This is a genomic window from Aeoliella mucimassa (assembly GCF_007748035.1).
GTDB classification, from domain to species: Bacteria; Planctomycetota; Planctomycetia; order Pirellulales; family Lacipirellulaceae; genus Aeoliella; species Aeoliella mucimassa.
Genome location: NZ_CP036278.1, coordinates 2,771,339 through 2,784,287, shown reverse-complemented (window position 1 = coordinate 2,784,287; position 12,949 = coordinate 2,771,339). Strand labels below are relative to the sequence as shown.

Below are 12,949 nucleotides of genomic sequence, written 5' to 3'. Positions count from 1 at the left end.
CCAGTTACTCGATGTATCCAAGTCCGCGAAGCTGATCGGCAACTTGTTGCTCGTCTAGGTCTTCGCCGATGCGTTTCACTTCGTTCTCGATGGCCGTTTTGATCAGCTCATCTACATTGCTGTAACCAGCCTTTTCGGCCGCAGCCGCAGCCCGCTGGTAAAGGCCATCGTCAATAGTTGTTTTCGGCATGGTGGAGTGCTCCTTGTTCTAAGAACGTGTTTTAAAATTCACTTTTCCGCGCTGGCCAGTCTTTTCGACATGAGGCTGATCATGGCGACGTAGGTGATGGCTTCGCTGGAGGCGGTTGTTTTTTCGTAGTCCTTGCTGTTCCGTCGATGTCGGGCCAGCCAGGCGAAAGTTCGTTCCACGATCCATCGCTTCGGCAATACCACAAACCCTTTTAGGCCGACTGGCCTGAGCACCGTTTGTAGAATCCAACCAAACGTTTCCCAGGTCCAATCGGGCAACCCTGATCGACCGTACGCGAAGTCGCCAAACACAATCTTGATTCGCTTGAATTGCTCGCCCAGCTTGTCCATTACCCATTCGGCTCCGTCCTGGTCCTGCCAATCCGCGCTATGAACGACTATCGCGAGCAACAATCCGAGCGTATCGACCGCCACATGACGCTTGCGGCCCGTGATTTTCTTGGCCGAATCGTAGCCCCTTTCTTCACCTCCTTCGGCCGTGCGAACCGATTGGCTGTCGATGATCGCTACCGTGGGTGTCGACTTCTTGCCTGCCGCTTTGCGTGTTTTGGCTCGCAACGCATCATGAATCTTCTGCCACGTGCCATCATTTCTCCAACGCCAGAAGATGCCGTAAACCGTACTCCAATTCGGAAAGTCCTTAGGCAGCATCCGCCACTGGCAGCCCGTGCGGACGACGTACAAGATCGCGTTGATGATCCGCCGGCGGTCAATCGGACGACGTCCGAACTGCGAACGTGCTGGCAACAACTGACGAAGCAATTGCCATTGTCGATCGGTGACATCACTGCCATACTTCCTTTCCGTTTTCATGCTACGGCTCCTTCCTCAGGCTGCTAACCAAAAGAGGGAGCCGTAGCTGTTTTTCTTTAATCAGGCAATTTCAAAACACGTTCTAAGATATGGATGATTAAAAGTCGTAAAGCTGGCGTCCACACCGGTTAGGCAGGTTTGTAGATACTACTGCCAGTCATGGTACTCGGTGTTGGCTGCCCGAATTCTTGCAGAATACTCGGAGCAATGTCGACCAGCGAGGGATCGCTCTTGTCGATTTTTTTGTTCGTGAACAACACGCCTGGCACCTCCAGGGCGTCGGCACAATGGTCGGCCGCCCAGGCCGAGGTGTTATCGAGCAAGGTATCCTCGGTAAGTTCACCCAAGCAGGTCTCCCATGAAGCACGATAGCCCCGCGAGTAGCCGATGATTAGGTCGGGGGCCAGCTCCATGGCGTCGCCGCTGTAGACTTCGCTCGAGCGATAGACTTCGCGAATCACGCGTTTTCCATTGAAGTCGCGGACGCTCTTTAAACGGGCGGAGATTTGACGGAGCAGCTTTTCCTGCTCTTCGCCGGGCTCGACGATACCTTCTGCCTCGCGTCCTTTGAGATTTAGATACAACCCGTTGATCCCCAGCCCGTAGGCTTTTGTCCGCGACCAGTCTCCATCAACCAGCACGTTGGTGCATTCACGAGGATTCAGGTAGCCATAGTCTCGCAGCCAGGAATTCAGATTGAACTGGCGGCCGAAATTGGCAAAACCGTGGTCGCTCATCACAATGATCGTTGCTTTGCCACCATAGCGGTCGTTTATATCGCCGATGATCGAATCGAGCTGCCGGTAGAGGTCTTTCACGTACTGGAATCGAGTGGCCGCTTCGGCACTGTTGAAGAGTGGATGCTGCACGTTGCCATCCGATTCGTCCCACCAGAACATGTGCGACTGCAAATCGCTGCTCGAGAAGTAGAAATACAACAATCCGTCGTCGTAGTTCTCGACCGCGTATTCAAACAACGCGAGTCGCTCTTCCAACACGTTCGTCGCCTGGCGGCGGAACTCGTCGTCGTTAAACACCCCGTTGGAACGGGCCTTGTGATCTTCCTGAAAACCCGTGGTGTAGAACAAGCCAAGCTCGTCGGACACGTCGGTGATAAACGATTCGGGTTCCGACACCTGGGCCGAAGGACTCGAGGGATCGATGTTAATCGGGGTGACGTATAAGCGGAAGTTCGGTGCCAGCTCTTGCACAAGGAACCGACAAATACCGCTGGCCGACTGACTCGGCATCGGCTTGGGCATCGATAAAGCGAAATCGAGCTTCACCCAGCGACTCCATTGTCCAGGCTTGAGCATCAATCGCTGGCCCTGCACTTCGATCAGCACCGCATCCGACTTGCGATCGCGGTGAATGTCGAACGGAATCTCAATCGGCTTCACGTCTTTCAGCAAAGCATCGGGAGGCCCAACGATTTTGGCCTTGGCCGAATCGCCATCGAAGGATAGCTTCGACCGCATTCCACCACCTTCCTCGACTCCTTCGGCTGGCGTGTCTTCGCTGAAGTACTGATAGGTACCATACGAACCCAGCATATCAGGCGTCCCCATGCCCGAGATGCAGCGGTGGTGACCATACTGCGACGGGCTCGGCGGGTAGTTCGAAGGCAAGTCGTAGAAGACCGAATCGATCTTCTTTGCATCGAGGTAATCCCAGAAGGGCACCCCCTTGCGACGCAGTACGGTTTCGGAAGGTTGATGATTGAACGGCCAGAAGTCGAGCTGCACCTCGTAGTCGCCCCAGTCGATGGCTCCTTCAGGGGGAAGCGTTTCGGCTCCCGAATAAAACGGCGCACACTGATCGTGGGGATGACGATGGATGAAGTCGAAAATGCCATGCGAACCGGGCCCCGCGCCGTTGATGAAGTTCGACCAGGCGACCGGGCTCTGGGGTGGAATGCTCGTACCCAAGCTACTGAAGCCACCGCCGCCTGTCATCTTCGACAGATTCGGCATCAATCCGGCCGACATCATCGCCGCGCTAAGTCGAGGGTCCATTCCGTCGATGCCGATCACAATCACCTTCTTGGCAAGGCTGCGCGACACACGATTCGGGCCACCCACGAAATACCCCGTGGCTCCCAGCCCCGCGGCGCCGGCCGCCACGGCTGCGCCGGTAAGCAAGGTACGTCGACTAATCTTTGATGTTTGTTTTTCGCTCATGCTACACTCGCTTCTGACGATGGCTGCTCGGCTTTGAGATTATTTCGCTCGCCGACGTCGAGCACCCGGCCATCCATATAGTCCGGCACCGGGCAACCAAACAAATCGAGAATGGTCGGTGCCATGTCGATGAGTCGAGGATGTTCGGTTGTTACCTCGTGATTCGAAAACAACACGCCTGGCACGACGGAAGGATCGACACAATGATCGCCGCTCCAGGCCTTGGTGTTGTCACTAAAGAGCTCCTTACTTGTACGTCCTACCGCCGCATCCCACGACACGCGGTAGCCGCTGGCGTAGCCCACGATCAAGTCGGGAGCGTTCTCTTTGTAGGGTCCTCGGTACGCTTTGGCGGCTTGATACACTGATTTAATCGCGTTCTGTTCGTTTTTTGGATCGATCACTTCGCGAAGCTTTCCGGCGATCTCATCGCGCAAGGCGGGTGCCTCGTCGGGGTCGACGATCCCATGCTCGAACTTGCCAGCCAAGTTGACAAATATTCCGGTGAGGCCAATGGCAAAGGCCTTGGTTTTTGACCAGTCGACGCCAGTCAGGTAATCGTCGCTTCGCTTGGCGTCGTCGACAACTAGATAACCGTTTTGTTCAAGCCAGCAATTCAGATCGATGCCCCGACGGAAAGTGTTGAAGCCATGGTCGGAGAGCACCATCAGCAAGCTATCTTCTTTATCGCACTTAGCCATCGCGCGCCCCACCAGGTCGTCCATGCGACCATACAAATCCTCGATAGCCGTGGCAAACGCGGCGGGGACTTGGGCTGGGCGGGCGGGGTGCGACTCGTCGAGGTATCGCCAGAACATGTGCTGCATACGATCGGTGCCGTCGAACACGCACACGCAGAATCCTTCCGGCACTTTCTCCAGACCGTCGAAGAACATCTGTTCTCGTTCCATGTCGATTTCGGTGCACTGCTGAAGAAAATGCTGATCTTCCAACACCTCTTCACTAAGTCCCCAAGTATCCTCAGCCAATCCTAGCGTCGCGTAAGTTCCCTGACGCTTTGCCAGGTAGATGGGATAGACCTTGGGATAGCCGATCGCCATCGCGGGATGCTCGGGATCGATATGCACGGGGGTTACATATAGGTTGAATTCCGGCTCGACCGATAGTATCAGGAACCGGCACACTCCCTTTACCGATGATCCCATACCGAGCGGGAACTTTACGCTTAGCCATTCGGTGTATTCGCCTAGCGTCAGGTTGTGCTTCTCGCCATTGATGGTGAGCGTCGCTGATTTACCACCGTTGAGTTTCACAACAAACGGCAGCTTCATATCCCCTTCTTCCGGCTTGTGTGGATCGGGTGGCCCCAGCAAATGGCACTTGATCGTGTTGCCTTCGCGAGACACATAATGGACTTCACCGCCGGTCTTTTCTTTCTCGCTCTTGCTTTGCGTAGTGTATTGGGAAAAGGTGCCTTGGGTTCCACGCAAGTCGGGCACGCACATGGCCGACAATTGCACTCCCTTCAGCTTCTCGGGCGGGAAGGTAATCGGCACACGAATCACGCAGTTGAAGATTCCGTATTCACTGAGCACGCTCCAAAATGGCTTGCTCTTTCTCAGCATCCTCACATCAGGCTGATGAAAACGAAAAAGCTTGAGTGGTCCAATGCCGAACGATTTGCTCGCGGTGCGAATCTCAACCGACGAGAGCTTCGGCATGTAAGTCTTCAGATCGGGCGTAAGGAAATCGAAGATGTTGTGCTTGCCAGGATTCGTACCAGTTTGAAAAGTCGACCAAGCCACTGGCGAGATAGGGGGGAGCGTACTCGCCAGCGGGTTGAAGTTGCCTGTGTCTCGCAACTTTGCCAGATTCGGCAGTCGACCTTCTGAAAGAAGTCTCGTAGTCAGCTTGTGATCCAGACCGTCTAGCCCTATCACCACCACGCGTTTGAATCGCGGCTTCCGAGGAGGTTTCTTGCGAAACAGCATGCGAATGATCCGCCGGAAAGGCCAGAACAAGATCATCGACACGGCTGATAGCACCGCCCCGAAGATCGCCAGGAACGAACCAGCCAGAGCAAATCCAGCACCTGGACCGATGTAGCCAACGGGAAGCGAATCGAGTGGAAGCAAAGCAAACATGTCACTTGTAGGTGGTGGAGTGATACGACGTCCGAGGAACACGATCGTTTTCGGCGACGGCTACGCGGCAGCAACATAGCCATCGCCGAGAGAACGATTCGACTAGTTGTCAGCTGGGGGACGACCTCCAAAGTCGCCTCCAAAGTCGCCTCCACGGTCACCACGGTCACCACGGTCACCACGGTTACCACGGTTACCACGGTTACCACGGTTTCCGCGACTTCCACGATCACCACGACCTCCTCTTCCTCCGTCGAACCCACCAGGTCCGCCAGCGGTTGCAACCACTTCTTCAAGCTTATCGCCGGGGGTGAGGTCTTTGTCTTTCAGACCTTCGTAATCGGTGGTGTACTTGTAAGCACGGAAGACTCCGCCTCCGCCTCCAGGGCCACCACCGCCGGGGCCTCCACCACCAGGACCACCAGGACCACCTCGGCCGCCGGGGCCACCTTGGCGGTCACCACCGGGAGGACCGAAGCCGGGGAAGCCAAATCCACCTCGGTCTTGAGGTCCACGCTGTGGGCCATTCTGTGCTTGTTGGTCCGGCCGTGCCTGTGGACCGCCTGCTTGCAAAGGGCCAAACCCACCTTGTGGGCCACCAGGTGCACCAGCTTGAGTAAACATCTGCTCCATCTGGCTAATCAGATCTCGCTGACGCTTGTTGAGGATCTGATTCAACTCTTTCGACACCTCGGCTTGCAGTTTCTCTAGCTCCTTCTTCTGGTCGGCCGTAAGGGCCAGGTGCTCTTCAATACCAGGAGGCACGATGGAACCCACTTTTGGAGGAGTAGCCATTCCGCCTGCAAGCACCTCGCGAGGAGGATTCTGCAGCTTGTTGAGTTGCTCCTCCGTCAGCACTTGCTTGAGCTTGGCGTCGATGGATTCCTGCAATTTAGCAAGACGATCTTGCTGTCCTTGGTCGACGCCAAGCATCATGGCAAGCGGGCCAGGAAGGATGCCTTGGAACATAGGTGCTTGGCCGAAGCCACCAGGGCCGCCAAATCCGCCTGGGCCTCCGGGACCGCCAGGACCACCGCCGCCCGCCAGCTTGTACTGCCAGACGATCTCACCGTCGGTGGTGACCTCGAACAGAATGCCCTGATTACCCGAGCAGATAAAGGTGTTACCGTTTGGCAAGCGTTGGCAACCAGAGATCATCATGGAGAAGAACCCGGTGTTTTCGGCCGATCCATACCGCCAGGTGGCTTCGATTGGTTCGTAAGCAAGGTACTCCTCTTTGATGTAGGTGCCATTGTCGGTCACCGGTAGTTCCACTTCGTCGGCCGACGAATAAGTTCCGTCGGGGCGGTTCGCGCCGTTGTTGAACACCAACATATGCCCCGCGCCGGGAAGGCCTTCCGCAATCCAATGGGCGCAGTGCTGGGCATACAGTCGCTGGTCGATGTTGGTGCCGTTGCGATAGGCTCGTGGGTTGCCCCAGCGGTAGAGCAGGTCGCCACCTTTGCCGGCTTTGCCACCTTCGTGCGAGGCGGCTTCCTTGCTGGTTGTGCTATGGTCGATAATCCAGACTTCGCTGAACTCGTGCACGCTGATCATGATCTGATCGAGTTGTGGGTTGTACGACACCGCATTCACATGCATCCAGTCGCTCCCCATTCCGGGAGGGCCACCACCACCGCCGTGGCGTCCACCACGATCTCCACGACCTCCGCGATCACTCCGATCGCCTTGGGAGTCGTTGTTTCCATCAGGGCGATTGCCACCCGCAGGGGCCGAGCCACCGCCGACGTAACCGAGCGAACGCAGCTTTGCTAACTCCTCAGGATCTTGCATCATGCGATCCATCATGCCATTCACGAAGTTGACATCGATCAACTCCGGATGCTCCGACACGTCGCCATAGTTTGGCTTCTTCTCGTGCACCTCTTGAACCAGGTGGTCCCAAGGATGCCATTCCCACACGACCTTGCCCGCTTTCTTGCCAGTAGGTTGGATTTCGATAATCGCGTCCGTTTGCAACTCACCAGTTGCGATCGTCGGCAACCGCCCCGCTTCGATGCACTCCTTCGACGACTTTGGTTCGGTGCAGACAACCAGCACATTGCCATTCGGGAGTGGGCAGATGTCGTGATGAGGCCGCAGCTTCGAATACTTGGCTCCTTTCAAGCTCGAAATCGAGAAGTCCCATACCAGGTTACCTTCCCAGTCGAACTCTTGAATCCGTCCCCCCGCCCCTGGGCCGCCAGCCATGCCGCCGCGCTCCGCGCCTGGCCGTAGCAAGTGGCCATTCGGCAGAAAGTAGGCACTAAGGGCAGGGGTGTACTCGCTTTTCCATTCGTTGACCACTCGCCCGTCGTTATCAATCAGATAGGTCGAGGTCGCGTTCATGGGGGCCACGAGCGTGTAGCCCACTGTTGCTTTCGAATCGTTGATGGTCAGCCCATCTTCCTTCGCCTCGAGCAGGTCGGCTGCCCGAGAGCCTTGCGACACGAGGCCGCAGCACAAAAGACCTAGTAGAAGAAACGTCTTTCTGAGCATGGTTTTTCCAGTTCCTCTTAGGGAATGGTTCGAGCCTATCGAACCGCTATGATCCGCTTTCACTCGCTTGGGACCACTTTCGCCCCGTGCCTTGAGTGTTGTCAAGAAGTCGCTGTGAGTTGCGACTCCATGAAACTAATGCGAAGATCTTCCCCTAAGAGTGCCAGTTTTTCTGGACGAACCACACTTTTGAGATCGCCAACGGTAAAACAAGGCTGGGCAGGACGCGAAATTCCCCTACAGCGCTGGCACGCTCGCTTGGGCGACGGTCGATTTACCATCGGGCGCGGTGTTCCAGATAGGAGTTGCCACATCGACTCTCACCGGTTGCATCGGGCCGCCTACCTCGATGCATTGCACCACGCCGATCGGCCAATCGGCCTCGCTGTGCACCACAGCAGTAGAAGTGGCTGTTTCTACCGAAGTGATCAGATCCGTGCTAACGAAATTGGGATCGCCGGTCGCTGCGATGAGCACCATGTTCGAAACCAGCAGGCTGCCGGTGGTCGATTCGTTCGCCTCCTGCCACTTCTCTTCCACGTGAGATTCATGTTGGTCGGCTGTTCGATCGTAACGCGAAGCCTCTTCAGCTTGAGTTTCGGCTGTCCGTTCTTCCGCATCGTGATCGGCCGGATTATCCAACCCCGACAGCACTTCATCGATCAAGATCTGTTCGCGATGCCATTTTTCCAGCGGACTGAGCCAATCGGCGTTGTCGGCCACATTGTCCGACTCATCTCCATCCTCGCCGAGCTCGGCAAAGGTCTCTTCCAGTACGTCTCGCTCGGTGACCTCTTGTAACCGGTAATCGGCAAGTAGCTTATCAGCCACGTCACTCCCACTACGTTGCAGCGAAGTGGATTCTTCCACCAGATCGCTCTCCGCAATGTCGGAGGTGGTATCTTGCGATTCCGAAGGGGCAAAAACATACGAAACGCTATTATTGAAGAATCCACCCCCCTCGTTACCAGCGAATCCATCGAGTACCGTCGCCAGCGAGTTGGGCTCGGAGGTGGCCGCCAGAGGAGGCGATACATCCATGATGTTCGACGCATTTGACTCCGAAGACTCAGGGCTGGTAGCCGCTAGTGGTGCTGCAATCTCCGACTTTACGACTTGCTTGATCGTTTCGAGATGAGAAGCGTCAAAAGTTGAAACCAGATAGGTGATCGTCGCCTTGGCTTGCAAGCGACTTGTCTCGAAATCGGCTTGCGAGGTATCGCTGATCAGCCAACTACTGGATTCGATATGCCCGTGGGTGGGCATATTTCCGTTGTGGTGGTCAGGGCGCGAGTACTCGTGCAATGCCACTCGGCCATTTACCATATCGGAGAAGTCAGGCATCGACAGGGGAACCGCCGACAGCGCGACACGGCTCTCGAGTTTCTCGAAGTTGCGAGTTCTATTTGGCTTGGACACCACGTATCCTCCGTCTTGCGACTTCTAAGGCTTTCCGACACCGCTTCCTGCGGGGCGAGACTTCGCAGCTGCAACTTGAGACGTTCCCCAAGCTTGTTGCTCATCTATTAGTTTATCCGCTTCGGCTGCTTTGTCTTGGCTTAAAAGACAATGAACATAGTTGTCTGCGTGATTCTCCACCAACTCGCGGTAAGACGAACTACCGGGAACCTGCAAACTGGCATTTCGCTGATAGCGTAGTGCTTCGGCATACGCGGTTTCGGCACGTTGAAAGTCGTGCTGCTCCTGGAACAACAGGCCGAGATTGTTACACACGCTTCCCAAATCGCTCAACAGTTTTGGATCTTGCTCCACAACGTTCAACAGCATCTTCTCTATCTTGTAGGCCTGCTCAAACGATTCGAGTGCTTGCTGATACTCGCCTACCCTTGCTTGAGTCATCCCCAGGTTGTTGTAGCTTATCGCCCAATCGCGACGATAGCTGATCGCTGCAGGCGATGCTTGAACTAGTAACTGCTGAATGCTAATCGCGTTGCGAAACGAATGCTTGGCATCGCCCCAATGCTGATGCTGCGCTAAGAAGTAGCCAAGATTACTATAGGTACGTGCCAGCTCTCCCTGATAGAGTCGATTCGTCGGTGCCAGTGCCACCAATTTCCGCTGGATATCAATCGCCCAAGCATAGGCTCGCCTTGCTTGATCGAATTCGACCTCGCTACCAAGCGATGCCAGGTTGTTGTAGCTGGCTGCTAAACACCGCAATTCATCTTCATCATTTGATTGCTCTATCTGAGGGTGATTGAGCACGTGAATCGATTGCTCGAAGCAATCGATCGCTTGCGAAATGTTGCCCTTGGCCTTGTACCACAACCCTCGATTGTTCTTCGTAACCGCAAGTTGAACGAGGTTGCTAGGGACCTTCGCCTGATCAATTGGTTTGGTGGCGAGCGTTTGCTCTGCCTGGCGAAGGGAGCTGTCGGCCTCGTCCAGGCGGGACTCTTGGATCAACAGAAGCGCTAGCCGATTGCACACCTTGGCGAGTTGCAGTACAGAATCCGGGGCATTTCCATCGGCAGCAAGCTTTTGCTGCCATAGCTGACGAGCGGTTGAATAGCGAGTGAGTGCCACTTCCGTCTCGCCGAGACGCTCACTAAGCATTCCCATATTGCTATAGGCGCGAGCAATATTGTCGAACGTCGGCGAGGTGGGATCGACCTGTCCCTCAAACTGGTTGTAGTAGTCCAAACTATCCTTGAGCAACTCGAAACGTAGGCCTTCGGCACCGGGAATCGCCGCCAATTGATCAACAGTGCGGGCTCCAAACCGGTCGAGCACTTCCAGCGCTTGCCGCAAGTTTTGCTCCGAGCTCACCAGCGCCTGATCGATCGCAACATTCTTGCTGGCAATTTCCGCGTTCTTGTTGGCCAGCAACAGGTTGTTGAAGCTTTGACCAGCGAACAATAGTGCTATCAACATCGCTGCAGCGGTCGCGAGGCGTTGATGTCGACGAGCCCATTTCGAGGCTCGGTTCAGCAGACTAGGAGGCGACGCCTTGATCGGCATCCCCTCCTCGAAACGCCGCAGATCTTCGGCGAATTCCAGTGCTGTGCGGTAGCGATCGCCCGGTTCGTCGGAGATCGCCTTCATGACGATCGTCTCGAAATCACGAGGAATATGCTTATTCCAGCTTCGCAGTGGTTTAGCGACAGGGCGGCGACCGTCGATGATCCATTGTGGATTAGCCACTTCTGGGCAGGGATGGTTGAGCGTGGCCAGTTCGTAAAGCGTGACCCCCAACGAGTAGATATCGGTACGATGGTCTACCAAGTCGCCTTGACCTCGCGCCTGCTCGGGACTCATGTAACGCATGGTGCCGATGATATCGCCAGTTTGCGTGTTGCAGTCTCGATCTCGGCAGCGAGCCAGGCCGAAGTCGGTAATCCAGAGTTTGCCATCGTTGGAGATGAGCAAGTTCGACGGTTTGACGTCGCGATGGACGATGCCGCATTCGTGAGCCGCGTGCAACGCATCGGCAGCCTCGGCTCCCAGGCGAGCAACCGACCGCAAGCGATCACTCAACCGGTCACTCGGATTAAGTCCTACGATCGCCAGCTCTGTATCTCGCTGCTGACGATCGACGTCGTGGTCGCAATTGTCGTAATCTGCCGGTAATTCCACGGCGGTTGTTTCGCCGTGGCAGGCAATGGTTTCAACCCTAAGGTGATCGAGTAGCGAAGCTAGCGATGGCCCTTCGATCAGTCGCATCGTATAGAAGTGAATGCCTGCTTCTTCACCGATCGAGAACACGGGAACGATGTGAGGGTGAGCAATATTTGCGGCTGCCTGAGCTTCGTTCTTGAAGCGGCGAATCTCTACCGAATCGTCGTTGCCGGTAAATGGCAACACTTTCAGGGCCACCTTGCGCTGCAAGGAGCATTGCCACGCTTCGTAAACAACCCCCATGCCGCCTCGACCAAGTATGCGGATGAGGCGGAAGTCGCCAATGGTGTCTTGAGAACCAAGAATTTCGGGATGAAATCGAGTGGCAGCTTCGGTTGCAGGAGCCGCAGCCGCCTGATGGAACAATTTGAGTCCACTCAGGTATCCTCGAAGATACGATGCCTCTTCCGGATGCTGCTCCAGCAGTTGCTCGGGCGACATCGGTTCGCCCCGTTCGATGCCCTGCAGGTACGTATCGAGAATTTGCGCAAGCCGCTCCTGCTGCTGCTCCGACAGTTCGCTCTCGATGGTGGAAGTGTGCCCTGAATCAGGCATGGCTGGCTTCTTCGTCGTAAATCGTTCGTAGTCGATCAATGGCCCGCAACCAAAGCATTCGCGAAGCCCCGACCGAACGTCCCATGCGTTGGGCGACTTGTTCGAAGGGGAGTTCTTGCAGGTTTCGCAATACGAGCACGCGGCAATAATCCTCGGGCAACTGCGCTAGACGATCGGCCAAACGCACGGCTTCTTCTTGCTGCTGCACCAAGACGCTTGGCGTCTTTCCCTTGGCCGGCAGCATGCGTGCCAACTGAATTGTCGAATGCTCAAGCGATGCGCCTAGTCGCTCCAGCGAGCGTTCACGGCGAACATCGCGCCGGGCGGCAAGCATATGCTGTTCGATGAACGTGGCCAGATTATTCACCAGAATTTGCCGCAGCCATGCCAAGAGTTCCGGCTCGCTGCTGCCGCGAAACTGCCCAAAGTTCTTATGGGCTCTGAGCAACGTTTCCTGAACCACATCCGACGGACTCACTCGTGGTAGCAGGCGGGGCTCGAGTTGCGTGGAAGCCAATACCGCTAAGTAGTTGCGGTAATGGTGCAACAGAGTCCCAATACTCGAGATATTGCCATCGCGGGCGTGATCGAAAAGGGTGTTGAAGCTGGTCATTGCGATCTATTCAATAGGGGGGCTCTTCAAAAGGGATCCATCAAAAGTTGCGAATCCAGGTATCGATAAGCGGTGGCCGTCCTGTTCGTGATGTCGTCTGTCCCCCTGTCGGTCTATACGTACATGCGTGAGCTTCTTGTTCCGGGTGCCAAAACAAATGAAGCGGCCGCCGATTACGCGGCAAGCCGCATGGCCAGTTTTTCAGATTCTATTCCCCACCAGCAAATCCCCCATCTTCGCATTTCAACTTTTGTGTGGCGCGTTCCTCCAGACCTCGGTCTCTCATACCAGTCAAGGAGGCAGTTCGGCACTTAGGCAGCTAGCCCCCGAACACC

8 protein-coding genes are annotated in these 12,949 nt (G+C 55.7%); all 8 read right to left on the bottom strand.

What is annotated here, in order from left to right:
* Positions 1 to 4: 4 nt before the first annotated feature.
* The 8 genes from Pan181_RS11110 to Pan181_RS11075 all read right to left on the bottom strand — a co-directional run bounded on the left by Pan181_RS11110 (position 5) and on the right by Pan181_RS11075 (position 12,614).
* Entirely contained in the window at positions 5 to 190 is a 186-nt protein-coding gene (locus Pan181_RS11110; RefSeq protein WP_145246876.1) for a hypothetical protein, read from the bottom strand.
* Between the two features lie 38 nt (positions 191 to 228).
* The gene (locus tag Pan181_RS11105; protein WP_145245101.1) at positions 229 to 1,023 is read right to left on the bottom strand and encodes an IS5 family transposase; all 795 of its coding nucleotides are present in this window, start codon (positions 1,021 to 1,023) and stop codon (positions 229 to 231) included.
* A 128-nt stretch (positions 1,024 to 1,151) separates the two neighbouring features.
* Positions 1,152 to 3,203, bottom strand: a complete 2,052-nt coding sequence (locus Pan181_RS11100) for an alkaline phosphatase family protein (RefSeq protein WP_145246875.1) — start codon at positions 3,201 to 3,203, stop codon at positions 1,152 to 1,154.
* On the bottom strand, positions 3,200 to 5,308 hold the full coding sequence (locus Pan181_RS11095; protein ID WP_145246874.1) for an alkaline phosphatase family protein: 2,109 nt from the start codon (positions 5,306 to 5,308) through the stop codon (positions 3,200 to 3,202). The genes Pan181_RS11100 and Pan181_RS11095 overlap by 4 nt, the downstream gene beginning before the upstream one ends.
* A 102-nt stretch (positions 5,309 to 5,410) precedes the next feature.
* Positions 5,411 to 7,759: an aryl-sulfate sulfotransferase gene (locus Pan181_RS11090; RefSeq protein WP_197529163.1), complete on the bottom strand. Its 2,349-nt coding sequence runs from the start codon at positions 7,757 to 7,759 to the stop codon at positions 5,411 to 5,413.
* Positions 7,760 to 8,044: 285 nt separating this feature from the next.
* Positions 8,045 to 9,226, bottom strand: coding sequence for a hypothetical protein (locus Pan181_RS11085; protein WP_145246872.1), 1,182 nt, complete (start codon positions 9,224 to 9,226; stop codon positions 8,045 to 8,047).
* Between the two features lie 24 nt (positions 9,227 to 9,250).
* On the bottom strand, positions 9,251 to 12,001 hold the full coding sequence (locus tag Pan181_RS11080; protein WP_145246871.1) for a tetratricopeptide repeat-containing serine/threonine-protein kinase: 2,751 nt from the start codon (positions 11,999 to 12,001) through the stop codon (positions 9,251 to 9,253).
* A complete protein-coding gene (locus Pan181_RS11075; RefSeq protein ID WP_145246870.1) occupies positions 11,994 to 12,614 on the bottom strand; it encodes a sigma-70 family RNA polymerase sigma factor in 621 nt (206 codons plus the stop codon). The genes Pan181_RS11080 and Pan181_RS11075 overlap by 8 nt, the downstream gene beginning before the upstream one ends.
* Positions 12,615 to 12,949: the final 335 nt, after the last annotated feature.